Below are 22747 nucleotides of genomic sequence, written 5' to 3' on the forward strand. Positions count from 1 at the left end.
GCTGCCGCAACGAAGCTCGTGCAAGTTGGCGTAAGCCACTCGGCACCGGAGGCAGTCATGGCACTACGGTTCATCGGGATTGATCCAGACACGGGCCAGCAGGGTTCCCCCACCGTGTGGGTGGACGAGGCGAAGGGGGAACTGGTGCTTCAAGGCTGGAAGCCAGACGAGAAGCTGGAGGGGGAGTGCGCCGCGTTCGATGTTCCCGGCCATGCGCCGGGCATTCCGCCACACGAGGCAGTGATCCGGATTCCGGCCCGCATGGTGCCGATGCTGAGGAAGGCGTGCGATGTCGCAGAAGGAACCGGGCTTTAACGAGCTGCTGGCAGCCGCCCGGCACTCCGCCGTGCACCTGGAGATGCGCGACTCCTACGGCGTGGGTGACGAGGCCGAAGACTTCGAGAACTGGCAGCGCACCGGGCAGCGAGACGTTGACCCGGCTTCCGCCTACTGGGCGCCCTGGGTTGATTTGATTCGTGACACTGTAGCGCGAGGGGTCATCGTCCGCCGTGCTCGCGTGGTGTCCGAGCCCGTCACCGAGTACATCCGGTACGAGCACGCCGGCACCGGGGTGAACCTTTACGCCGGGGAACAGGTGCGCTGGCTCTCCAGGCGCCAGGCCTCGGACATCGCCCTCCCGGGAAACGACTGCTGGATCTTCGACGGAGAGATCGTACTCTTCAACCACTTCACCGGGGACGGGAGTTGGTCAGAGCCTGGTTGGGAGGTCCGATCCGAACCGTCCGTGGCTGCGCTAGCCTCGGCCGCCTTCGAGACGGTGTGGGAACGTGGTATCCCGCACGAGAAGTACTCGGTCTGACCTGACGAATCACGAAGAGCCAACTCATGTCTGCATCCCCCTCGTCCAGTGCCCAGGCTGCCCGTGAAGCCATCGCCGCCCGTCTCGGGGGCCTGCGCAGAGAGGCGGAGCTGACCGGGCGCGAGTTGGCTTTTCGTTGTGGATGGAGTCCGGCCAAGTCGTCACGCATCGAGCGGGCCAAAACGCCCGCGTCCGACGCCGATATTCGTGCGTGGTGCAAGGCGTGCGGAGCCGAGGAGCAATCAGGCGATCTGATCGCGGCGAATCGACAAGCCGATCAGATGTATGTGCACTGGCAGAAGCTCCATCGGCACGGGATGCGCCGGGCTCAGGAGGAAGTTGTCCCCCTGTACGAGCAGACGCGTCACTTTCGTGTGTACTGCTCGAACGTGGTGCCCGGGATGCTCCAGACCGAGGCGTACGCAACGGCTCTGCTCTCCACGATCGCGAGATTCCAGGGAACCCCGGACGACGCCGAGACGGCAGCCGCATCCCGAATCGAGCGCTCTCGCGTCCTGCACGAGGGTGACCACCGGTTCGCGTTGCTCCTGGAGGAAACGGTGCTCCGCTACCGCATCGGAGATGAGGCCACCATGGCGGGCCAGCTCGGTTACCTCCTGGCTGTCATGGCCTTGCCGAATGTAAGCCTCGGGGTCATCCCCTTCTCGACTCAGCGCCGCGTCTGGCCACTGGAAGCGTTCTACATGTTCGACAGCCGCCAAGCGAGCGTTGAACTGCTCACAGCGGCTGTGAACGTGACAGCCCCCAGCGAGGTCGCCACTTACGCGAAAGCGTTCTCCGAGCTGTCCAAGATCGCGGTTCACGGCGCCGCTGCTCGGGCCCTGATCTCGGAAGCCATTACGTCTCTCGGTTAGTTTGCGTGCAAGCTCGTGCAAGAACGTAGCTGCGCGGATTCGCCACTTCCTAGGGTCGTTCCATCGGCCTCGGAAGCGATCGGGAGGACGCGGCGTGATGAAGACGGAACCCACGCGGTGGCAGGAAGAACCGTTGGCACTTCCTCTGCGGGAGGAGCCTCCACGGCCCCGACCGGTGCCGGGTTGCCCCGGGTGCGCGCGGCTGGCGCAGCTCCGACCTGGAGAGACGGCCGGACACGAGCGACGGATGCCGCCGAGTCGATACGGACGACCTTGGCCGCACTCGGCGTTCCTGAATCCGCGTGGGGCGGTGTCCGGCCCATGGTCACTCAGACCGGCAGACCGTACGTGGACCTGGGGACGCTCCGGGCTGACGTGGCGGAGCAGGTTGCCGAGGCACTCCGGGGCGCAATGGCTTCCGTCCGCTAGGGGGCGGGGGACGGCTGGCCGTCGGTCGGCCGTCAGGTAGATCAGGAAGGGCACAACGATGACCGACCTGTACGGGCTCCCCATCGAGGGAGCCGAGTTCTCGAAGTCGTGCGGCGGCAGCACGCACCCGGACGGCGAGGCGTGCGTGACGCTCGCCAAGATCGGCCCGGACGCATGGGCCATGGGCGACAGCAAGCGCCCGAACGCCGAGCCGCTGCGGTTCACCACGGCGGAGCTGGACGCGGCGGGCATCGACCCGGCGCGGTTCGACCTCTCCGCCTGATCCCTGAGCACCGCCTGACTGACGGCCCCGCCCACACGCCGACGGGCGGGGCCGTCGCCATTCCCCGAAACGGAGCGGCAGTGCACCACCACGGTTACGCATGGGTCGGAGAGAAGAAGACGTTCGACGACGAAAGCATCCGGCGACCGCCACCGGAGCACGCCCCGCCCGTGGGAATCGGCGAGGCATTGAGGGAGCGCCACCGCAACGCGGTGGCCGACTTTCCGGCAACGGGCGTGGCTCCGATTCAGACAGCTCACTGGCTGATGAAACCGGCTTCCATGGTGCGGGGCACGTGGGAGGAACCGAAGGAGGCGGGGGAATGGCTCGGCCTCCAGTTGGCGGAGTTCGCACCCCGGTTCGCATCGCAAGCGGATCGGGAGGTGACTCGGCTGGTCCTTCTCGTGAAGGCTGCTGTGGAACGGCTGACCTGGGGCGGAGACGTGTCCCTGGGACACTACATGAACGGAACCGTCTTTCATTCGGTCGCCCTGGTGACCTGTTCTCCGAACCGTTCCGGCCCGGAACTGACCTGCCCCTTGCGGTAGTCGAAGCAACGAAAGAAGCCCCGGCCGATTGGCCGGGGCGCGCTTGGTCTGTTCGAGCGGTTCAGAGCAGGGACAGGAAGGGGTCGGCAGGGGCGAGCGGTTCCGGCCGCTTCACCGCTTCCGGCTCCGGTGCCTTCTTCGGGGCCGGGCGGTAGGCGTCGAGGCGGACGACCGTGGCGCGGTTCTCCTCACGCTCCGCGCTGGCCGGCTGCGGCTGTGCGTAAGGGAAAGCGTCCCGGTTCTGGTCACGGTCCGCGCTGGCCGGCTGATGCTCAGGGTGACGGGAACTGTCACCGCGGAGCGTGAAGACGGTGGCCGGTCGACCGGTCTTGCCGACCTTTCCACGGTGACGACGATTCCGGGCAGTGACTTGACCTCTTCGGCCGTGGCCCCGACGTACGGGAGCACCTGGGACGACGCGGCTCGACCGCCGTGCATCTCGATGCGTGCCCGGACCTTGTCCGCGAGGGTGAGGGGCTGTCGCCTCACCTTCGGGGCGTCGGCCCCTCTGCCGATTCGGACGGCGTCCTGAACGGAGCGGCGTACCGGGGTGGGCGCGGCCCACAGCATTTCTTCCGTGATGGTCTCGGCCGTGGCTTCCTGCTGGTCCCACAGGTGGTTGACCAGACTCGCCCCGGACGTGATGCCGGATGTGGTGTGGGTGGCGAGGAACCGTCCCAGGGACTTGTCCAGGACGTGGTGGGCGGCCCGGAGCGCAGTTCCCTTTCCTCTGCCTGTTCCTGCCACGAGGGCAGACCACAGCAGTGCGGGGCGGGCAGTGTCACGGGATGTCACCTTGCCTGTCGTCCCTGGTCTGACCTGGGGATTCGCCGGGTCGTCGGTCACGCCACCGCCCAAAAATGCAAAAAACCCCAGACGAACTGGGGTCTCTGCTGGTGTCCGAGGGGGGACTTGAACCCCCACGCCCGATAAAGGGCACTAGCACCTCAAGCTAGCGCGTCTGCCATTCCGCCACCCGGACAAGGTGTGTTGTCTTCCCGGCCGCTGGGCCCTTCCGACGAGGAAAACCATAGCAAACATTCGGAGCGGTCGATCACCACCCCCGGACCGCCCCGGCCCCCTCCGGTCCGCTCCCCGGACACGTGACGGCCGCGTGTCGGCCGGTGGGCGGCCTTGGGCGGGGAGGGGGCCGCGGGAGAGGATGGGGGCGACCACCAAGCAACCACGTGGGGCACGTAGTGGGAGGAAGCAGCGTGAGCGAGTCGAACACGGGCCGGGGCGTCACGGGCGAGGACGAGGTGGTCGACCTCTGTCGCGACCTCATCCGCATCGACACCAGCAACTACGGCGACCACTCCGGGCCGGGGGAGCGGGCGGCGGCCGAGTACGTCGCCGAGAAGCTCGCCGAGGTCGGCCTCGAACCGAAGATCGTCGAGTCCCACCGGGGCCGGGCCTCCACCGTGGCCCGGATCGAGGGGGAGGACCCCTCGCGGCCCGCCCTCCTCATCCACGGCCACACCGACGTCGTCCCGGCCGACGCCGGGGACTGGACCCACCACCCCTTCTCCGGGGAGATCGCCGACGGCTGCGTCTGGGGCCGGGGCGCGGTGGACATGAAGGACATGGACGCGATGACCCTCGCGGTCGTGCGGGACCGGCTGCGCAGCGGCCGCAGGCCCCCGCGCGACGTCGTCCTCGCCTTCCTCGCCGACGAGGAGGCCGGCGGCACCTACGGCGCCCGGTACCTGGTCGACGAGCACCGGGACCTCTTCGACGGGGTCACCGAGGCGATCGGCGAGGTCGGCGGCTTCTCCTTCACCGTCAACGAGAACCTGCGGCTCTACCTGGTGGAGACGGCCCAGAAGGGCATGCACTGGATGCGGCTGACCGTCGAGGGCACCGCGGGCCACGGTTCGATGACCAACGACGACAACGCCATCACCGAACTCTGCGAGGCCGTGGGCCGCCTCGGCCGCCACCAGTGGCCGGTGAGGGTCACCAAGACCGTGCGGTCCTTCCTGGACGAGCTCTCGGACGCGCTGGGCACCCCGCTCGACCCCGAGGACATGGACGCCACCCTCGCCAAGCTCGGCGGCATCGCCAAGATGATCGGCGCCACCCTGCGCAACTCGGCCGCCCCGACCATGCTCGGCGCCGGCTACAAGGTGAACGTGATCCCCGGACAGGCCACGGCCCACGTCGACGGCCGCTTCCTGCCCGGACACGAGGAGGAGTTCCTGGCGGACCTCGACCGGATCCTCGGCCCCCGCGTGAAGCGCGAGGACGTGCACGGCGACAAGGCCCTGGAGACCAGCTTCGACGGCGCCCTGGTGGACGCCATGCAGCTGGCGCTGCGCGCCGAGGACCCGATCGCCCGCGCCGTGCCGTACATGCTCTCGGGCGGCACCGACGCCAAGTCCTTCGACGACCTCGGCATCCGCTGCTTCGGCTTCGCCCCGCTCAAGCTGCCGCCGGAGCTCGACTTCGCCGGCATGTTCCACGGCGTGGACGAGCGGGTCCCGGTCGACGGCCTGAAGTTCGGCACCCGCGTCCTGGACCGCTTCCTCGACGCCTGCTGAGGTCGCCCGCGGGAACGCCTGGCGGGAACGTCCCGGAGGGCGCCCGCGGGGCGGGAACCGCCGGGTGACGAGCGGCGGATTCGGCCGTGCGTTTGCGTGTGACCGGAAAGAGTGAATGAACCCGGGGGGTCGTAGCCCCCACGATTCCCCCTCGTTACAGGTGTTGCGGTCCGCGGCTGGGGCCGCATTGCCAACTAGGAGGAATAATGATCAAGAAGGTCGTCGCTGCTGCGGCTGCCACTGGCGGTCTCGTTCTCGCGGGTGCGGGCATGGCCGTTGCCGACGCGGGTGCCCAGGGTGCGGCCATCGGTTCCCCCGGTGTCCTCTCGGGCAACGTCGTCCAGGTTCCGATCCACGTTCCGGTGAACGTGTGCGGCAACACCGTCGACGTCATCGGGCTGCTGAACCCCGCCTTCGGCAACACCTGCGTCAACGCCTGACGTCGTGCCTCGCCCCATGAGGGTGTGAGCCGGTCCGGCCCCGGAGTGCGTGCCATGCACTCCGGGGCCGGTGGCCATTTCCGCCCCGGGCGCTCCGCCCGGTGGCACTCCTTCGAAGCCGAGCAGGCAGGAAACAAGCTATGCGACAGGTCACGCGCAAGGGCCTCATCACCGTGGCGGCCGCCGGAGGCGTTTTCGTCGCGGTCGGCGGCGGCTGGGCGCACGCCGACTCCGGTGCGAACGGTACGGCCGCGAACTCCCCGGGCGTCGCGTCCGGGAACACCGTCCAGGTCCCGGTGCACGCGCCGGTGAACGTGTGCGGGAACACCGTCAACGTCGTCGGGTTGCTGAACCCGGCGGTGGGCAACAAGTGCGCCAACGTCTCCAAGCCCGGTGGACCGGGCGCGTCCGGCGGCTCCTCCGCCGAGGGCCACACCGGCAACTCTCCCGGGGTGGCCTCCGGCAACAACGTCCAGGCGCCGGTCGACGTCCCGGTGAACGTGTGCGGGAACACCGTCGACGTCATCGGGATCCTCAACCCGGCCGCGGGCAACGCGTGCGCCAACGTCGAGCCGCCGCGTCCGGGGAAGCCGGAGAACCCGGGCCACCCCGAGCACCCGGGGAAGCCGGAGAACCCGGGCCACCCCGAGAAGCCCGTCACCCCGCCCGCCCCCGCCCACGAGAACGGACCGAACACACCCGGTGCGCACACCGTGACCCCGCCGCGCGCCGTCGAGGAACTCGCCGAGACCGGCTCCGCGCCGCTCGGTGTGATCCTCCCCGCCGGTGCCGGCATGCTGCTCGCCGGTTCGCTGCTCTACCGGCGCGCCCGTCGCGCCGCCTGAGACCGCCCGGCCCACCGGTGCCGCACGGTCCGTCCACGGCCGTGTGACACGCACCACGCACAGGGGCCCCGCACACCGCGGGGCCCCTTCTCGTCGCTTCTCGCCGTCCTCAGGTCACCAGGTCGCCCGGACCTGGCGGATGATCCGCCGTTTCAGCCGCACCCTGCGGCTCCCGTCCCGGTGCAGGGTCAGACGGTCCAACTCCCAGTGCCCGTACTCGGCATGATCGGTCAGCAGCCGCGTCGCCTCCCTGCGGGAGACACCGCGCGGCACGTACACGTCGACAAATTCGTATTCCGGCATCGCATCTATTGTGCGGGCACGGCCCCGGTACGGATAGCGTCTGTCCCATGTCTGATGCTGCGCAGCCCACCGCTGTCGAGGTACGCGCCGCCGCCGAGGCGGTCAAAGCCGCACTGGACCGCCACCTCGCGGCGGTCGAACGCCGCACGGGGGACGACGACACGGCCGTCTACGAGGCGTTCAACGCCCTCGCCTCGGCCGCCGAGACCTATGACGAACTCCTCTACGACCGCTACGACGAGGTCACGCCCTTCGAGATCCCCGGAGCCGACGACTCCCTGCCGCCGTACACCGGACCTGACGAACCCCATGCCCTCAGCCTCCTGATCCGCCGCGACTACGCCGTGGCGGAACCCCGGCGGCTGCTCGCCCAGGCCCGCCGCGTCGTCGAGCACGGCGGCGGCGACGAACTCACCGGAGCGGCCGCCAAGGCGGGCGTCTCGCCCCTCGCCGCGCTCGGCGTGCTCTTCGGCGAGTACGAACCGGACGAGATCGCCTCCCGGCACAAGGAGTTCGGCCTGGAGGAGGGCGACTCCACGCTCTGGGTCACCGCCGCCGAGGAGCTTCCGGAACCGGGGGAGTGGCTCCACGCCCCCTTCGAGCACGCCGACCCGGAGCGGATCGTCTGCCGCTTCGACGTCAGCGCCGTCTTCGACGAGGAGGACGGCACGGACACCGGGACCGGCCGCACGGACGGGGGGACCCGCGGCGCGGACGGGGGGACCCGAGGCGCGGCCGACGGCTCCTGAGCGGGCGCGGAGGACGGTCTCCCGGCGGCCCCTCCGGGCGGCCGGGGGGAAATCCTCCGCGAGGCGCTCTCCGGCCGGACGCCGGGACACGGGACGGGGAAGGGCCGGGACACCGTACGGGGTGTCCCGGCCCTTCCCCGTCACCGGAGGACGCGCCTACTCCTCGCCGCCGGCGAGCAGCGCCTCCAGGAGCGGCCGCAGCCGCGTCGTACGCTCCGGGGCCACGCCCTCGGCCACCGCGCGGGGCAGCGCCCGGTCCACGCCGTGGACGACCGACAGATGGCGCTCGGCCCGGCCGAAGGCCGTGTACACCCACGGGCGGCTCAGGCCGCCCGCCGCGTCCCCGGGCAGCACCACGACCACCGCGGGCCAGCGCGTCCCGGCCGCCTGGTGCGCGGTGAGCGCCCAGCCGTGCCGCAGCGCCGACTCCACCCGTTCCTTCGGCACGAGGACCTCGTCGTCCCCGCAGCGCAGCCGCAGTCCCCCGGCGTCGGCCGAGAGGACCGTGCCGGTGACCGTCCGCCCCGGCACCGGCGCGTACGCCACCCGGTCGCCGGGGTCGTAGCCGCCGAACCGGCCGGGGCCGGGGTTGAGCCGCTGCTTGAGGGCGGCGTTCAGCGCGCGCGTCCCGGCGGAGCCGCCGTGGCCGACCGTGACGACCTGCGTGTGCTCCGGCGGCACCCCGATCGCCCGGGGCACCGAGTCGGCCACCAGCTGGACGGTGCGGTGCACGGCCTCGCCCGCGTCCCGCACCGGCACGATGACGACCTCCTTGCCGGGGGCCTCCACCTGGTTCAGCTCGCCGGCGCCGATGCCCGACACCAGCTCGCCGAGCGGCCCCGGGTCGGGGACGCGCGAGGCGATCCGGGGGCACACCCGGGCCGCCAGCGCGTCGGTGAAGACCCGGCCCGCGCCCGGCGCGCCCAGGACCTCCGGGTCGCCGCTCAGCACGAGCCGGCAGCCGTCCGGCAGCGACTCCACGAGCGTGGCGGCCGTCTCCACGTCCAGCTGCGGCGCGTCGAGCACCACCAGGAGGTCGAGGGCGAAGGCGCCCTCCTCGTCCCGCCCCGGGCCGGCCGCCCCGGACAGCAGGGCGGCGACCGTCACGGCCTCCGTCCCCGCGGCGCCGAGCGCGCGCCGCCCGTCGTCGGAGTGGACGGCGACCAGGGCGCGCAGCCCCCGCCCGCGGGCCGCCGCGGCGAGCGCCACCGGTTCGGCGCGGGCGGCCTCGCCCCCGGTGTGGAGGACGAGGCCGTGCGCGCCGGCGGCCCGTTCGAGTTCGGGCCCCTCCCAGTCGGCGGGCGTCACCGTTCTGACGAGCCGGGCGAGCCCCTCCGCCAGGCTCTCCTCCGCCAGCGCGTGCCGGTCGAGGCCGAGCAGGGCGGGCGGGGGCGGCTCCTGCCCGGACGCGGACGGGTCCGCCTCTCCGGCAGCGTCCTCGTCCTCGGCGGGCTCCTCCGCCCGCTCCTCCTGGAAGAGGAGGACCGCCCCTTCGGAGACCGCCGTCCCGACCGCCTCCTCCGGATCGGGCACGGAGTGCGCGGCGAGGCCGGCGCGCACGGTCTCCACGTCCAGCGCGGTGTGTCCCCGGAGCGCGGCCCGCTCCAGGAGCCACACGGTGAGGGCGACCGCCCGGCGCGGGTCGTCGGGCCCGCAGTCCGGGCCGAGCAGGGCCCGTGCGAATCCGTCGGCCTGTTCCGGCCGCACTCCCGCCACCGCGAGGAGCTGCCAGGGGTCGTCGCGCAGGACCGCGGCCGCCCCCTCGCCGAGCGCCGCCGCGACCTGCCCGGCCAGCGCCTCGGGAGCGCCGCCCTCGGTCAGGACCTCGCGGACGGAGGACGCGGTGGCGGGCGGCACGATCGCCGCCGGTACCGGTGCGGCGGGCCGCGCGGCGGTCGCCGGGGCGGGTGCGGGGGCGGCGGGGCGGGGCGGGGGTTCGGCCGCCTCGTAGAAGGCGCTGCCCCGCGCCGCGCCGCCCTCCACGGCCCGGACCGCCGCGAGGAGCTCGGCCGCGGTGCCGCTCAGTTTGGCGCCGGCCGCGACCGGACCGCCCTTCTCGGCCTTCCGCGCCTCGATCCTGGCCCGCAGCTCCCGCTGCGCGGCCAGCTCGGCCTGCGCCTCGCCCGGTCCGGGCGCGCCGGGGCTTCCCGCGGGCTCCCCCGGGGCGTCCCCGGCCTCCTCGCGTACGTCCTCGGGCGCTCCCTCCCGTACGTCCTCGGGCGCCTCGGCGCGCGCGTCCTCGGCGGGCTCCGCGTCCGCGGGCGTCCCGGCCGGCGTGTCCCCGGCGGGCGCCGTGTCCTCGGGCGCGTCGGCGGGTGCCTCGGGCACGGTCTCCCCGGAAGGCTCGGTCACAAGGTGCTCCAGTCGTGATCCGGATAGCGGTGCACGGGCGCCGACACGTCGTCCAGCGCCCGGCAGATCTCGTCAGGAAGACTAAGCGTCTCCACCGACAACGCGGTCGTGAGCTGCCGCGCCGTGCGCGCGCCGACGATCGGCGCGGTCACCCCGGGGCGGTCGCGGACCCAGGCGAGCGCCACGTGGAGCGGGGTCGTCGCGAGCCCGTCGGCCGCCGTCGTCACCGCGTCCACGATCCGGCTCGCCGCGTCGTCCAGGTACGGCTCCACGAACGGCGCCATGGTCTCGGACGCGCCCCGCGAGTCGGCCGGCGTGCCGCTCCGGTACTTCCCGGTCAGGACCCCGCGGCCCAGGGGCGAGGAGGGCAGCAGTCCCATGCCGAGGTCCATGGCGGCCGGCAGCACCTCCCGTTCCACGCCCCGCTGGAGCAGCGAGTACTCCAGCTGCGCGCCCGCGAGCCGGGTGCGGTCCCCGCAGAGCTGCCAGGTGCCCGCCTTGGCGAGCTGCCAGCCGCAGAAGTTCGCCACGCCCGCGTACCGGGCCCGTCCGCTGCGCACGGCGATGTCGAGCGCCTGCAGCGACTCCTCCAGGGGCGTGTGCGGGTCGAAGGCGTGCAGCTGCCACAGGTCCACGTGGTCGGTGCCGAGCCGGGCGAGGGAGGCGTCGAGCGCGGCGAGCAGGTGTCCGCGCGAGCCGTCCGTGCGCCGGTCGGGGTCGGGGACGCTGCCCGCCTTGGTGGACAGGACGAGGTCCCGCCGGGGCACGAGGCGTTCCATGAGGCGCCCGAGCAGGTACTCCGCCTCGCCCCCGCCGTACACGTCGGCGGTGTCCACGAGCGTGCCGCCCGCGTCCCAGAACGCCTTCAGCTGCTCGGCGGCGTCGTGCTCGTCGGTGTCCCGCCCCCAGGTGAGGGTGCCGAGTCCGATGCGCGACACGCGCAGGCCCGTACGTCCGAGATGCCTCTGCTCCATGGGCGCGAGATTACTGGCCGGGCCATCACGCGGTGGGAGCCTGTGGACAACCTCCTCCTGTCGCGGGCGCCGGCCCCGCGCTAGAGTCCGGCCCACAGAGACGTTACCGATGGGTAAGGGGTGCGTGGAATGCGGCTCGGCATCAACCTCGGCTACTGGGGCGCCGGCATGGACGGCGACAACCTCGCCGTCGCCCAGGAGGCGGACCGGCTCGGATACGACGTCTGCTGGGCCGCCGAGGCGTACGGCTCCGACGCCCCCACCGTCCTCGCCTGGGTCGCGGCGAGGACCGAACGGATCGACGTCGGTTCCGCGATCATGCAGATCCCGGCCCGGCAGCCCGCCATGACGGCGATGACCGCCGCCACCCTCGACTCGCTCAGCGGCGGCCGGTTCCGCCTCGGCCTCGGCGTCTCCGGACCCCAGGTCTCCGAGGGCTGGTACGGCGTGAAGTTCGACAAGCCGCTCGCCCGGACCCGCGAGTACGTCGAGATCGTCCGCAAGGCGATGTCCCGCGAGCGCCTCAGCCACGACGGCGAGCACTGGACCCTCCCGCTGCCGGACGGCCCCGGCAAACCCCTGAAGCTCACCGTCCACCCGCAGCGCGAGCACATTCCGCTCTACATCGCCGCCATCGGTCCCAGGAACCTGGAGCAGACCGGTGAGATCGCGGACGGCGCCCTGCTGATCTTCCCCTCCGCCGAGCACCTGGAGGAGACCGCCCTGCGGCACATCCGCGCGGGCCGCGAGAGGGCGGGCCTGACCATGGACGGCTTCGACGTCTGTCCCACCGTGCCGCTCGCCCTCGGCGACGACGTGGACGCGCTCGCCGACGTCTTCCGCCCGTACACCGCGCTGTACGTCGGCGGCATGGGCAGTCGCGAGCAGAACTTCTACAACAAGCTCGCGCGGCGCATGGGGTACGAGAAGGAGGCCGCCGAGGTCCAGGACAAGTACCTGGCCGGGGACAAGGCGGGGGCGGCGGCGGCCGTGCCGCACTCGCTGATCGACCGGACCACCCTGCTCGGCTCCGTCGAGCGGATCGCGGACCGGATGGCGGCCTACGCCGGGGCCGGGGTCACCACCCTCACCGTCGCCCCGGCCGGCTTCACCCTCGACGAGCGGGTGGCGGCCCTGCGGGCGGGCGTCGAGTCGCTGGAGCGCGCGGGACTCGCGTAGGGCCGGTTCCTTCCGGCTCCGCGGGGAGACGGAGCCGGAAGGAACCGGAGGAGCCCGCGGCCGTGGTGGGGGCTCGGGGGTCTTCCCCGCCACGGCCGTCACGCAGCACAACGGTTCCGGCGGCCTCCCGGTTACGCCCCCGGGACTCACTCTTCCGGCCGAACCGACCCGGCCCCGTGTTGCCCGCCGTCCCGGACCGGACTTGACTCGTTCTCCCCGGACGTACCGGAGTACGGACGTCCGCACGGAGGTGGCGGCGATGCTCACGGCCAAGGGCCTGTTCCAGGAAATCATCGACAACGACGAGTCCTTCCGGCTCTTCTGTTCGATCGCGGCGAGCGGCGAGGCCCAGGGCGGCTGGGAGAACGGCCGGATCGCGGCCCTCGTCCCCCCGGCGATGCGCGGACTCGCGCCCAAGATCACCCGGCACGGCGCCGACGAGGACAAGCACGGCCGGATCTTCCGCGCGCTGATGAGGAAGCGCGGCCTCGAACCCGTCCCGGTGCCCCCCGACACCGACTACACGATGCTGCTCGAACGGAGCGGCATCGGCCTCGCGCACGACAAGCTCCGCCGCGACGAGCCGCTGACCGAGCGGGACATCATCGTCTACCTCGCCCACAGCCGGGTCACCGAGCAGCGGGCCGCCGACCAGATGGACATGCTCGTCACGTACTTCGGTGACCACCCCGAGCTGGGCAGGGCCATCCACATGATCGACGACGACGAGACGAACCACCTCGCCTACTGCCACGAGGAGCTGCTCCGGCTCGCCCGCCGGGGCCACGGGCGGCTGATCCAGCGCACCCTGCGCGAGTCCGCCCTCGTCGAGATCCGGGTCTACCGCGACGTCAGCCTCGCCGTGATGCGCCACATGGGCCGCATCCTGAAGTGGCCGAAGCCCAAGGCCCTCGCCCTCGCCGCCGGCATCCACGGCATGTACGCGTACGAGCGGCTGGCCGGATGGCACCGGATGACCGGCCTCAGGACGCCCGAGCGGCTCGACGCCCTCGGGAGGCCCGCCGCCCCCGCGCCCGCCTTCTAAAAATCCCGGGACCTCACGGAGTCCCTTGCCGGCCCTTCGCCGGGTCCTCGGGGCGGGGACTCCGGCCCTCCGGGCGGGGCCGGTGCGGCGGGGCGCGCCCTACATCCAGCCGCGGCGCTTGAACATCCGGTAGAGGACGACGACGGCCCCCGTCATCAGGAGGATCACCGCCGGGTACGAGTACCGCCAGCCCAGCTCCGGCATGAACTCGAAGTTCATGCCGTAGACCCCCGCGACCATCGTGGGGACCGCGGCCATGGCCGCCCACGCCGAGATCTTCCGCATGTCGTCGTTCTGCCGCACCCCCATCTGCGCCAGATGGGCCGAGAGGACGTCGGACAGGAGCCGGTCGAGCCCCTCCACCTGTTCGTTGGAGCGCAGCAGGTGGTCGTTGACGTCCCGGAAGAACGGCTGCGCGTCCTCGTTCACGAACGGCACCGTCCCGGCCGTGAGCCGCGCCATCGGTCCGGCCAGCGGACCGCTGGCCCGCCGGAACTCCAGGACCTGCCGCTTCGCCGTGTAGATCCGCGCCGCCGTGTTGGCCGCCGCGCCCCCGGTGGGCGCGAAGACGTCCGCCTCCAGCTCCTCCAGGTCCACCTGGAGCTCGCCCGCGATGTCGAGGTAGTGGTCCACGATCGCGTCGCTCACCGCGTACAGCACCGCCGTCGGCCCGTGCTTCAGGACCTCCGGGTCGGCCTCCAGCCGCCGGCGCACCTCCGCCAGCGGGGCCCCCTCGCCGTGCCGGACCGTGACCACGAACGAGTCGCCGATGAAGGCCATCAGCTCGCCCGAGGAGACCCGATCGCTCTCCGGTTCGTACACGACCGGCTTGAGCACCATGAACAGCGAGTCGTCGTAGACCTCCAGCTTGGGCCGCTGGTGGGCCTTCAGGGCGTCCTCCACGGCCAGCGGGTGGAGCGCGAACTCCGAGGCGACGTGGTCGAACTCCGCCGCCGTGGGCTCGTGCAGCCCCACCCACAGGAACGCGTCGTCACCCGCCGACCGCGCCTCCTCCAGGGCGTCCGAGAGGTCGGAGGGGCCGTCCGTGCGGTGCCCGTCCCGGTAGATGGCAGAGTCCACGATCACGGAGCGCATTTTGCCCCCGAACGGTCCCGTCATGCACACGTGACGGCCTCCCCGGCCCCGGAAAGCCCCCGCGCGCTCCTCCGCCGGCCCCGGCCCTCCCCGCACGCGCGGGCGGCCCCGCGCCTCCCGCGCGGACTCCCCGGCCCGTACGGCCTAGGCTGGCCCGCATGGCCACGCTGATCCTCGTCCGGCACGGACGCTCCACCGCCAACACCTCCGGGGTCCTCGCCGGGCGCACGCCCGGGGTCACGCTCGACGAGCGCGGTGCCGCGCAGGCCGCCGCCCTCCCCGGGCGCCTCGCGGACGTCCCGCTCGCCGCCGCCGTCTCCAGCCCCCTCCGGCGCTGCCGGGAGACGCTGCGCCCCCTCCTCGACGCCCGCCCCGGCCTCCCGCTCCACGTCGAGGAGCGGATCAACGAGTGCGACTACGGCGACTGGTCCGGCCGCAAGCTCTCCGAGCTCGGCGACGACCCGCTGATGGAGGTCGTCCAGACCCACCCCTCCGCCGCCGCCTTCCCCGGCGGCGAGTCCATGCGCGCCATGCAGAACCGCGCCGTCGAGGCCGTACGGGACTGGAACGCGCGGATCGAGGCGGAGCACGGCGAGGACGCCTGCTACGTGATGTGCTCGCACGGCGACATCATCAAGTCGGTCGTGGCGGACGCGCTCGGTCTCCACCTCGACCTCTTCCAGCGGCTCCACGCCGACCCCTGCTCGGTCACCGTCATCCGCTACACGCGCGCGCGTCCCTTCCTCCTCCGCCTCGGCGACACGGGAGAGTTCGCCGGATTCGTCCCCCGCGAGCACGCCCACGGCGACGGGACGGCCGCGGTCGGCGGTGGTGCGGGCGCACCGTGATCCCTTCGCGCAGTAGGGTGGACGCGCCGCTGTAGCAAGACCGTCGAGACGCAAGGGAGCCGGGAACGTGTCCCGTCAGGTGTTCCTCTACGACCCACCGGAGCGTTTCGTGGCCGGTACGGTCGGGCTGCCTGGCCGCCGTACGTTCTTCCTCCAGGCGTCCGCCGGCGGCCGGGTCACCAGCGTCGCCCTGGAGAAGATGCAGGTCGCCGCCCTCGCCGAGCGCATCGACGAACTCCTCGACGAGGTCGTGCGGCGCACCGGCGGCAACGCGCCCGTGCCCGCCGTCGCCCCCGCCGAGGTCGCGGACACCGCTCCCCTCGACGCCCCCGTCGAGGAGGAGTTCCGGGTCGGCACCATGGCGCTCGCCTGGGACGGCGAGGAGCAGCGCATGATCGTCGAGGCGCAGGCCCTCGTCGAGCTCGACGCGGACACCGACGAGGACCTCGCCGAGGCCGAGGAGCGGCTGCTCCAGGACGAGGAGAACGGCCCGCCGATGCTCCGCGTCCGCCTCACCGGCGCCCAGGCGCGGGCCTTCGCCAAGCGGGCCCTGGACGTCGTCAACGCGGGCCGGCCGCCCTGCCCGCTCTGCAGCCTGCCGCTCGACCCCGAGGGGCACGTCTGTCCGCGCCAGAACGGATACCGCCGCGGAGCATGAGCAGCAGCCCCCAGACCCTGCCGGGCGCCGAACTGCTCGCCCGCGGTGACCTGACCGTACGCGGACAAATCCGCGAGGCGTCCAACGCCGTGCTGTACTGCTCCGTCGCGTACGAGGGACAGGAGGCGGCCTGCGTCTACAAGCCGGTCGCCGGGGAGCGGCCGCTGTGGGACTTCCCCGACGGCAACCTCGCCCGGCGCGAGGTCGCCGCCTACGAGGTCTCCGAGGCCACCGGCTGGGGCCTGGTCCCGCCGACGGTGCTCCGCGACGGCCCGTACGGGGAGGGCATGGTCCAGCTCTGGATCGAGCCCGACCCCGAGGCGCGGCTCCTGGCCCTCACCGAGGACGAGGAGCCGGGGGAGGGCTGGAAGGCCGTGGGGGAGGCCGAGGTCGGCGAGGGCCGCACCGCGCTCCTCGTCCACGCGGACACCCCCGCCCTGCGGCGGCTCGCCGTCCTGGACGCGGTGATCAACAACGGCGACCGCAAGGGCGGGCACCTGCTCCCGGTCCCCGGCGGGCACCTGTACGGCATCGACCACGGGGTCACCTTCCACGTCGAGGACAAGCTGCGCACCCTGCTGTGGGGATGGGCGGGCGAGGAACTGCCCGCCGAGGCGGCCGGGGTCCTCGACCGCCTGGCCCGGTCCCTGGCGCCGGGGGAGCGGCTCGCCACCCGTCTGGCGGAACTGCTCACCGGCGCCGAAGTGGCGGCGGTACGCGCCCGCGTGGAGGCGCTGAGGACGGGCGGCCGGCACCCGGAGCCCTCCGGGCAGTGGCCGTCCATCCCCTGGCCGCCGGTCTGAGGGCCGGAGTCCCGCCCGGCTCCCGGCGCCCCCCGCGTCCCGGAGGCGCGGGGCGGCGGTTTCGGCCATCTCTTCCCGGGGGCGCGCACGCCCCCGGCGGGGACGCACACGGTCCTCCGCGCCCGCAAGAGCGCCCAACCGGCCGAGATCCCGTATCCGGTTCGTATCCGGAACACCCGTCCGGTTAGGCTCGGGGCATGCATGCCTGGCCCGCTTCTGAGGTCCCCGCCCTTCCCGGCAAGGGCCGCGACCTCCGGATCCACGACACCGCGACCGGCGGACGAGTCACCCTCGCCCCCGGCCCCGTCGCCCGTCTCTACGTCTGCGGCATCACCCCGTACGACGCGACCCACATGGGTCACGCGGCGACCTACAACGCGTTCGACCTCGTCCAGCGCGTGTGGCTCGACACCAAGCGGCAGGTGCACTACGTCCAGAACGTGACGGACGTGGACGACCCGCTCCTGGAGCGCGCGATCCGCGACGGCGTGGACTGGACCGGCCTCGCCGAGCGCGAGACCGCCCTCTTCCGCGAGGACATGACCGCCCTGCGGATGCTGCCCCCGAAGCACTACATCGGCGCGGTCGAGGCCATACCGGGCATCGTTCCGCTCGTCGAGCGCCTGCGGGACGCCGGCGCCGCCTACGAGCTCGAGGGCGACGTCTACTTCTCGGTCGACGCCGACCCGCACTTCGGCCGCGTCTCGAACTACGACACCGCGCTGATGCGCCACCTCTCCGCCGAGCGCGGCGGCGACCCCGACCGTCCCGGCAAGAAGAACCCGCTCGACCCGATGCTCTGGATGGCCGCCCGCGAGGGCGAGCCGAGCTGGGACGGCGGCAGCCTCGGCCCCGGCCGCCCCGGCTGGCACATCGAGTGCGTCGCCATCGCCCTCGACCACCTCGGCATGGGCTTCGACGTGCAGGGCGGCGGCTCCGACCTGATCTTCCCGCACCACGAGATGGGCGCCTCCCACGCCCAGACCCTCACCGGCGAGTTCCCGATGGCCAAGGCGTACGTCCACGCCGGCATGGTCGGCCTCGACGGCGAGAAGATGTCCAAGTCCAGGGGCAATCTGGTCTTCGTCTCGAAGCTGCGCCGCGACGGCGTCGACCCGGCCGCCATCCGGCTCGCGCTCCTCTCCCACCACTACCGCGCCGACTGGGAGTGGACCGACCGGGTCCTCCGGGACGCCGTGGACCGCCTCGGCCGCTGGCGCGCCGCCGTCTCCCGCCCCGACGGACCGTCCGCCGACGCCCTCGTGGAGGAGCTGCGCGACGCCCTCGCCGACGATCTCGACACGCCCACCGCGCTCACCGCGGTCGACCGCTGGGCCGAACTCCAGACGGCCGGGGGCGGCACCGACGCATCCGCCCCCGGACTCGTCTCCCGTGCCGTCGACGCGCTCCTGGGTGTCGCCCTGTAAGGGTCGTCGTCGTACAACTCCGTTTTGTGCAACCGCCCTTGGACTTCCGTGTGAAGTCCGGGGGCGGTTCCTTTTTGTCCTGTCGCCGTGCTCGAACATGCGCTAAAGAAGCTCCATGCAATCATCACCGCGCATGAGAGCTGCAGTCGCCGGTGCACTGTTCGGGTTGCTCGCCGCCTTCGCGGGACCCGGCACCACCGCCACGGCCACCCCCACGCCCCCCACCGAGAGCGCCGGGAGCGCCGGGAGCGCCGACACCACCGTCGGCGACGTCACCGGCTTCGCCGCCGAAGGAGCCGCCTACCTGCTGACCGCCGGCCCGTCCCGCGCCCGCGTCAGCTTCGTCACCGCCGACACCTTCCGCATCGAACTCGCCCCCGACGGCACGTTCACCGACCCCACCGGCACCGACATCACCCTGCCCCAGGGCCCGCCCCCGGCCACCCGCTGGCGCGACCGGGGCGACCGGTACGAACTCAGCAGCGACCGGGTGACCCTGCGCGCCTACAAGTCGCCGCTCCGCTTCGCCGCCGTGCGCGCCGACGGCACCCCCCTCTGGTCCGAGACCCGGGGCCTCACCTGGAACCAGGACCGCACCGTCCAGACCCTCGCCCGCGGCGCGGCGGAGCAGTTCTACGGCGCCGGCATGCAGAACGGCCGCGGCAACACCTCCCACCGCGACAAGACCGTCGAGGTCGCCGTCGACTACAACTGGAACGACGGCGGCCACCCCAACTCCGTCCCGTTCTACCTCTCCACCGCCGGCTACGGCGTCTACCGCAACACCTACGCCCCCAACACCTACGCCTTCACCGAGCCCGTCACCACCAGCGCGAAGGAACGGCGCTTCGACGCCTACTACTTCGCCGGCACCGGCCGCGACGCCGCCAAGGACGTCATCGGCCAGTACACCCGGCTCACCGGCAAGCCCTTCATGCCCCCCGTGTACGGCCTGGAGATCGGCGACGCCGACTGCTACCTCCACAACGCCAACCGGGGCGAGCGCCACACCCTCGACGCCCTGAAGGTCGCCGACGGCTACGTCGCGAACGACATGCCCAACGGCTGGATGCTCGTCAACGACGGCTACGGCTGCGGCTACGAGAACCTCGCGGAGACCGCCGCCGGACTCCAGGAGCGCGGCACGCAGCTCGGCCTGTGGACCGAGGACGGCATCGACCGCCTCGGCGAACAGGTCAGGGCCGGCCAGCGGGTCGCCAAGCTCGACGTCGCCTGGGTCGGCGCGGGGTACAAGTTCGCCCTCGACGGCTGCAAGGACGCCCACGCGGGCATCGAGGCCCACAGCGACGCCCGCGGCTTCACCTGGGCCCCCGAGAGCTGGGCCGGCGCCCAGCGCTGCGGTGTCCAGTGGTCCGGCGACCAGACCGGAAGCTGGGAGTACATCCGCTGGCAGATACCGACCTACGCGGGCGCCTCCATGTCCGGCCTCGCCTACACCACCGGTGACGTCGACGGCATCTTCGGCGGGAGCGCCAAGACGTACACCCGCGACCTCCAGTGGAAGACCTTCCTGCCCGTCACCATGACCATGGACGGCTGGGCCGCCCAGGACAAGCAGCCCTTCCGGTACGGCGAGCCGTACACCAGCATCAACCGCGCCTCCCTCAAACTCCACGAGGCCCTGCTCCCGTACATCTACAGCCACGCGTACCGCGCCACGAAGACCGGCGTCGGCCTCGCCCGGCCGCTCGCCCTGGAGTACCCGGACGACCCGAAGGCCGCCACCGAGGCCGCGAAGTACGAGTTCCTCAGCGGCGAGGACTTCCTCGTCGCGCCGGTCTACCGGGACGCGGTGGAGCGCGACGGCATCCACCTCCCGAAGGGCACCTGGATCGACTACTGGAGCGGACGCGTCCACGAAGGCCCGCGCACCCTCGACCACTACAGCGCCCCGCTCGACACCCTGCCCCTCTTCGTCCGCGCCGGCGCGGTCGTCCCCCTGTGGCCCGGCGACATCCGCTCGTACAAGGACCGCGCCCCCGGCGACCCCCTCGCCTGGGACGTCTACCCGCGGGGCACCTCCTCCTTCGAGCTGTACGAGGACGACGGCGTCACCCGCGAGCACCGCGCCGGGAAGTACGCCACCCAGCGCGCCGAGGTCCGCGCCCCCGAGTCCGGTCCCGGCGACGTCACCGTCCGGGTCGGCGCGAGCACCGGCACGTACACCGGCAAGCCCGGCGCCCGGCCGTACGCCTTCACCGTCCACACCGGCGACGCCCCCGGCACGGTGAGGCTCGACGGACGCGCGCTGCCCGCCCTCACCTCCCGCGCCGCCTTCGACGCGGCCGACCGGGGCTGGTGGTACGACCGCGACGAGCGCGGGGGAACGGTCCGGATCAAGACCGCCGCCCTGTCCACCGACCGCGCCTTCGAACTGCGCCTGACCGACACCAGCGCCGTCGGCGGGGCCGTCCCCGGCGCCTCCGCCGTCCCCGCCGCCCCCACCGGGCAGGAGCTCGGCGCGGGCACGCCCGGCACCGTCGCCGTGGACGTCACCGCGGGCACCCGGGACGCCACCGACGTACGGGTCTCCGTGGCCGCCCCGGACGGCTGGCGGGTCGCCCCGGCCGCTCCGATCGCCCGCGTCCCGGCCGGCACCACCCGCCGGGTCGAGGTCGCCGTCACCCCTGCGGCGGACGCGAAGCCCGGCGAGGCCACCCTCACGGCGACCGTCCGCCACCGCGCCGCGGGCACCGACCGCACCGCCGTCCAGCGGTTCGCGGTCGGCGTGATGCCCCCGCCGCCGGCCGGCGACACCTGGGCGAGCGACCTGGTGTGGCTGCGCTCGACCAACGGCTGGGGACCGGCCGAACGCGACCGCTCCAACGGCGAGTCCGGCGCCGCCGACGGCCGTCCCCTCACCCTGGCCGGGAAGACCTACGAGAAGGGGATCGGCGGCCACGCCGACTCCGACGTCGAGGTCTACCTGGGCGGCCGCTGCTCCGTCCTCACCGCCGACGTGGGCATCGACGACGAGATCGACGGCTACGGCGAGGTGGCCTTCTCCGTGGAGGCGGACGGCAGGGTCCTGTGGACCTCGCCCCCGCTCACCGGCGCCTCCGCGACCCTGCCCGTGAACGTCGACGTGACCGGCGCCCGGCACGTCCGGCTGAAGATCACGGACACCAACGGGTCGAAGAGCGGCGACCACGGCGACTGGGCGGCGGCCCGGTTCGGCTGCGCCTGACGCCCGGCACGCGGGAGGGGCGCCCGTTTCCGGACGCCCCTCCCGTACCGCTCACCGCTCGCGCTGTCCGCCGGAACCGCCGTCCGGGCCCTCGCCGCCGGACGGATCGCCGTCCCGGGGGTCGTCCGGCGTCCCGCCGACGGCCCCCTCGGGGGCGTCCCCGGCGCCGCTCCCGGGCTTCGCCCCGGGGCCCGCGGCCTCCGGTCGCCCTCCCGGCCCGGCGTCCGCCCCGGTCCCGGCGTCCGCCCCGATCCCGGCGTCCGGCGCCGTTCCCGGCCCGGCCTCCGGCTTCTCGGGCTTCTCCGGTTTCTCGGGCTTCTCCGGCTTCGGCGGGCGCGGCCGGCCACTCCCGGACTCCCGCAGGAACGGGGACTCCCCGCCCTCGGTCGCCACCCCGGGTCCGGAACCCGGCCCCGCGCCGGGCTCACGCCGCCGCAGGTACCGCTCGAACTCACGGGCGATCGCCTCGCCGGACGCCTCGGGAAGCTCGGCGGTGTCCCGCGCCTCCTCCAGCGTCTGCACGTACTCGGCGACCTCGCTGTCCTCGGCCGCCAGCTGGTCCACGCCGAGCTGCCAGGCCCGCGCGTCCTCGGGCAGCTCGCCCAGCGGGATGCGCAGCCCGATCAGGTCCTCCAGGCGGTTGAGCAGCGCCAGCGTCGCCTTCGGGTTCGGCGGCTGCGACACGTAGTGCGGCACCGCCGCCCACAGGCTCACCGCCGGCACGCCCGCGTGCGTGCACGCCTCCTGGAGGATGCCCACGATGCCCGTGGGGCCCTCGTACCGGGTCTCCTCCAGGTCCATCGTGCGCGCCAGGTCCGGGTCGGAGGTCACGCCGCTGACCGGGACCGGCCGGGTGTGCGGGGTGTCCCCGAGCAGCGCGCCCAGGATCACCACCATCTCCACGCCCATCTCGTGCGCGAGGGCGAGCAGCTCGTTGCAGAAGGAGCGCCAGCGCATCGAGGGTTCGATGCCGCGCACGAGTACCAGGTCACGGGGCTTGTCGCCGCCGACGCGGACCACGGAGAGCCGGGTCGTCGGCCAGGTGATCTTCCGTACGCCGTTGTCCAGGAAGACCGTGGGCCGGTTGACCTGGAAGTCGTAGTAGTCCTCGGCGTCGAGCGCCGCGAACACCTCGCCCTTCCACTCCCGGTCCAGGTGGGCGACCGCGGTGGAGGCCGCGTCCCCGGCGTCGTTCCAGCCCTCGAACGCGGCCACCATGACCGGGTCGATCAGCTCGGGCACCCCCTCGAGCTCGATCACCCAGCGCCTCCTTCTCGAAGTTCCTGTCGTACGGACCAACCTTACGGCTTTCCGGCGGCCCGTCCG

Annotated in this window: 21 protein-coding genes and 1 tRNA gene; 16 read left to right on the forward strand and 6 right to left on the reverse strand. The window is 72.8% G+C overall.

Annotated elements, in window-relative coordinates; translation table 11 throughout:
* Positions 1-57 precede the first annotated feature (57 nt).
* The 5 genes from ACZ6AQ_RS19105 (at position 58) to ACZ6AQ_RS19125 (ending at position 2955) form a co-directional block, all read left to right on the forward strand.
* Positions 58-315 carry a hypothetical protein gene (locus ACZ6AQ_RS19105; RefSeq protein ID WP_468760823.1) on the forward strand — a complete coding sequence of 86 codons (258 nt, stop codon included), beginning with the start codon at positions 58-60 and terminating at the stop codon, positions 313-315.
* Positions 290-820 carry a DUF6879 family protein gene (locus tag ACZ6AQ_RS19110; protein WP_468760824.1) on the forward strand — a complete coding sequence of 177 codons (531 nt, stop codon included), beginning with the start codon at positions 290-292 and terminating at the stop codon, positions 818-820. Before ACZ6AQ_RS19105 ends, ACZ6AQ_RS19110 begins: the two co-directional genes overlap by 26 nt.
* 26 nt (positions 821-846) lie before the next feature.
* On the forward strand, positions 847-1695 hold the full coding sequence (locus ACZ6AQ_RS19115) for a helix-turn-helix domain-containing protein (RefSeq protein WP_468760825.1): 849 nt from the start codon (positions 847-849) through the stop codon (positions 1693-1695).
* A 487-nt stretch (positions 1696-2182) separates the two neighbouring features.
* Complete coding sequence (locus ACZ6AQ_RS19120; RefSeq protein ID WP_468760826.1) at positions 2183-2407, forward strand: DUF397 domain-containing protein; 225 nt, start codon at positions 2183-2185, stop codon at positions 2405-2407.
* Between the two features lie 80 nt (positions 2408-2487).
* The gene (locus ACZ6AQ_RS19125; protein WP_468760827.1) at positions 2488-2955 is read left to right on the forward strand and encodes a hypothetical protein; all 468 of its coding nucleotides are present in this window, start codon (positions 2488-2490) and stop codon (positions 2953-2955) included.
* 894 nt (positions 2956-3849) lie between these two features.
* Here the strand turns inward: ACZ6AQ_RS19125 and ACZ6AQ_RS19130 are convergent.
* Positions 3850-3937, reverse strand: a tRNA-Leu gene (locus ACZ6AQ_RS19130).
* 232 nt (positions 3938-4169) lie between these two features.
* On the opposite strand from ACZ6AQ_RS19130, the gene ACZ6AQ_RS19135 reads away from it, so the two are divergent.
* From ACZ6AQ_RS19135 to ACZ6AQ_RS19145, 3 genes are all read left to right on the forward strand, one after another.
* Positions 4170-5495 (forward strand): M20/M25/M40 family metallo-hydrolase, encoded by a 1326-nt coding sequence (locus tag ACZ6AQ_RS19135; protein ID WP_468760828.1) that lies wholly within the window; start codon positions 4170-4172, stop codon positions 5493-5495.
* Between the two features lie 206 nt (positions 5496-5701).
* Complete coding sequence (gene chpH, locus ACZ6AQ_RS19140; RefSeq protein WP_388693755.1) at positions 5702-5935, forward strand: chaplin ChpH; 234 nt, start codon at positions 5702-5704, stop codon at positions 5933-5935.
* 140 nt (positions 5936-6075) lie between these two features.
* Positions 6076-6780, forward strand: a complete 705-nt coding sequence (locus ACZ6AQ_RS19145; RefSeq protein WP_468760829.1) for a chaplin — start codon at positions 6076-6078, stop codon at positions 6778-6780.
* A 114-nt stretch (positions 6781-6894) separates the two neighbouring features.
* On the opposite strand, the gene ACZ6AQ_RS19150 is transcribed toward ACZ6AQ_RS19145, so the two are convergent.
* Positions 6895-7083, reverse strand: coding sequence for a DUF5703 family protein (locus tag ACZ6AQ_RS19150; RefSeq protein WP_388693751.1), 189 nt, complete (start codon positions 7081-7083; stop codon positions 6895-6897).
* Positions 7084-7130: 47 nt separating this feature from the next.
* Between ACZ6AQ_RS19150 and ACZ6AQ_RS19155 the strand changes: the two genes are divergently transcribed.
* A complete protein-coding gene (locus tag ACZ6AQ_RS19155) occupies positions 7131-7832 on the forward strand; it encodes a hypothetical protein (RefSeq protein ID WP_468760830.1) in 702 nt (233 codons plus the stop codon).
* Positions 7833-7988: 156 nt separating this feature from the next.
* Here the strand turns inward: ACZ6AQ_RS19155 and ACZ6AQ_RS19160 are convergent, their stop codons facing one another.
* Positions 7989-10184, reverse strand: a complete 2196-nt coding sequence (locus ACZ6AQ_RS19160; RefSeq protein WP_468760831.1) for a helix-hairpin-helix domain-containing protein — start codon at positions 10182-10184, stop codon at positions 7989-7991.
* Positions 10181-11158: an aldo/keto reductase gene (locus tag ACZ6AQ_RS19165; RefSeq protein WP_468760832.1), complete on the reverse strand. Its 978-nt coding sequence runs from the start codon at positions 11156-11158 to the stop codon at positions 10181-10183. The genes ACZ6AQ_RS19160 and ACZ6AQ_RS19165 overlap by 4 nt, the downstream gene beginning before the upstream one ends.
* Before the next feature lie 129 nt (positions 11159-11287).
* On the opposite strand from ACZ6AQ_RS19165, the gene ACZ6AQ_RS19170 reads away from it, so the two are divergent.
* The gene (locus ACZ6AQ_RS19170; RefSeq protein WP_468760833.1) at positions 11288-12337 is read left to right on the forward strand and encodes an LLM class F420-dependent oxidoreductase; all 1050 of its coding nucleotides are present in this window, start codon (positions 11288-11290) and stop codon (positions 12335-12337) included.
* Positions 12338-12596: 259 nt separating this feature from the next.
* Positions 12597-13382 (forward strand): ferritin-like domain-containing protein, encoded by a 786-nt coding sequence (locus ACZ6AQ_RS19175; RefSeq protein ID WP_468760834.1) that lies wholly within the window; start codon positions 12597-12599, stop codon positions 13380-13382.
* A gap of 99 nt (positions 13383-13481) precedes the next feature.
* On the opposite strand, the gene corA is transcribed toward ACZ6AQ_RS19175, so the two are convergent.
* Positions 13482-14477 (reverse strand): magnesium/cobalt transporter CorA, encoded by a 996-nt coding sequence (gene corA / locus ACZ6AQ_RS19180; RefSeq protein ID WP_468761006.1) that lies wholly within the window; start codon positions 14475-14477, stop codon positions 13482-13484.
* Positions 14478-14635: 158 nt separating this feature from the next.
* Between corA and ACZ6AQ_RS19185 the strand changes: the two genes are divergently transcribed.
* From ACZ6AQ_RS19185 to ACZ6AQ_RS19205, 5 genes are all read left to right on the forward strand, one after another.
* Positions 14636-15325, forward strand: coding sequence for a histidine phosphatase family protein (locus ACZ6AQ_RS19185; protein ID WP_468760835.1), 690 nt, complete (start codon positions 14636-14638; stop codon positions 15323-15325).
* A 67-nt stretch (positions 15326-15392) separates the two neighbouring features.
* Positions 15393-15983: a DUF3090 domain-containing protein gene (locus tag ACZ6AQ_RS19190; RefSeq protein WP_388693737.1), complete on the forward strand. Its 591-nt coding sequence runs from the start codon at positions 15393-15395 to the stop codon at positions 15981-15983.
* Positions 15980-16786 carry an SCO1664 family protein gene (locus ACZ6AQ_RS19195; RefSeq protein ID WP_468760836.1) on the forward strand — a complete coding sequence of 269 codons (807 nt, stop codon included), beginning with the start codon at positions 15980-15982 and terminating at the stop codon, positions 16784-16786. The genes ACZ6AQ_RS19190 and ACZ6AQ_RS19195 overlap by 4 nt, the downstream gene beginning before the upstream one ends.
* A gap of 197 nt (positions 16787-16983) precedes the next feature.
* The gene (gene mshC / locus ACZ6AQ_RS19200; RefSeq protein ID WP_468760837.1) at positions 16984-18213 is read left to right on the forward strand and encodes a cysteine--1-D-myo-inosityl 2-amino-2-deoxy-alpha-D-glucopyranoside ligase; all 1230 of its coding nucleotides are present in this window, start codon (positions 16984-16986) and stop codon (positions 18211-18213) included.
* Between the two features lie 115 nt (positions 18214-18328).
* Positions 18329-21421, forward strand: coding sequence for an NPCBM/NEW2 domain-containing protein (locus ACZ6AQ_RS19205; protein WP_468760838.1), 3093 nt, complete (start codon positions 18329-18331; stop codon positions 21419-21421).
* 51 nt (positions 21422-21472) lie between these two features.
* On the opposite strand, the gene ACZ6AQ_RS19210 is transcribed toward ACZ6AQ_RS19205, so the two are convergent.
* Positions 21473-22681: a PAC2 family protein gene (locus ACZ6AQ_RS19210; protein ID WP_468760839.1), complete on the reverse strand. Its 1209-nt coding sequence runs from the start codon at positions 22679-22681 to the stop codon at positions 21473-21475.
* Positions 22682-22747: the final 66 nt, after the last annotated feature.

Source organism: Streptomyces sp. NPDC041191, from assembly GCF_055591945.1.

Bases quoted from the DNA above. Each gene is read 5' to 3' on its own strand.
- ACZ6AQ_RS19165 (WP_468760832.1), bottom strand. From the start codon at position 11,158: ATGGAGCAGAGGCATCTCGGACGTACGGGCCTGCGCGTGTCGCGCATC.
- mshC (WP_468760837.1), top strand. From the start codon at position 16,984: ATGCATGCCTGGCCCGCTTCTGAGGTCCCCGCCCTTCCCGGCAAGGGC.
- ACZ6AQ_RS19175 (WP_468760834.1), top strand. From the start codon at position 12,597: ATGCTCACGGCCAAGGGCCTGTTCCAGGAAATCATCGACAACGACGAG.
- ACZ6AQ_RS19110 (WP_468760824.1), top strand. From the start codon at position 290: ATGTCGCAGAAGGAACCGGGCTTTAACGAGCTGCTGGCAGCCGCCCGG.
- ACZ6AQ_RS19145 (WP_468760829.1), top strand. From the start codon at position 6,076: ATGCGACAGGTCACGCGCAAGGGCCTCATCACCGTGGCGGCCGCCGGA.
- ACZ6AQ_RS19155 (WP_468760830.1), top strand. From the start codon at position 7,131: ATGTCTGATGCTGCGCAGCCCACCGCTGTCGAGGTACGCGCCGCCGCC.
- ACZ6AQ_RS19195 (WP_468760836.1), top strand. From the start codon at position 15,980: ATGAGCAGCAGCCCCCAGACCCTGCCGGGCGCCGAACTGCTCGCCCGC.
- chpH (WP_388693755.1), top strand. From the start codon at position 5,702: ATGATCAAGAAGGTCGTCGCTGCTGCGGCTGCCACTGGCGGTCTCGTT.
- ACZ6AQ_RS19115 (WP_468760825.1), top strand. From the start codon at position 847: ATGTCTGCATCCCCCTCGTCCAGTGCCCAGGCTGCCCGTGAAGCCATC.
- corA (WP_468761006.1), bottom strand. From the start codon at position 14,477: ATGCGCTCCGTGATCGTGGACTCTGCCATCTACCGGGACGGGCACCGC.
- ACZ6AQ_RS19150 (WP_388693751.1), bottom strand. From the start codon at position 7,083: ATGCCGGAATACGAATTTGTCGACGTGTACGTGCCGCGCGGTGTCTCC.
- ACZ6AQ_RS19170 (WP_468760833.1), top strand. From the start codon at position 11,288: ATGCGGCTCGGCATCAACCTCGGCTACTGGGGCGCCGGCATGGACGGC.
- ACZ6AQ_RS19120 (WP_468760826.1), top strand. From the start codon at position 2,183: ATGACCGACCTGTACGGGCTCCCCATCGAGGGAGCCGAGTTCTCGAAG.
- ACZ6AQ_RS19205 (WP_468760838.1), top strand. From the start codon at position 18,329: ATGCAATCATCACCGCGCATGAGAGCTGCAGTCGCCGGTGCACTGTTC.
- ACZ6AQ_RS19105 (WP_468760823.1), top strand. From the start codon at position 58: ATGGCACTACGGTTCATCGGGATTGATCCAGACACGGGCCAGCAGGGT.
- ACZ6AQ_RS19185 (WP_468760835.1), top strand. From the start codon at position 14,636: ATGGCCACGCTGATCCTCGTCCGGCACGGACGCTCCACCGCCAACACC.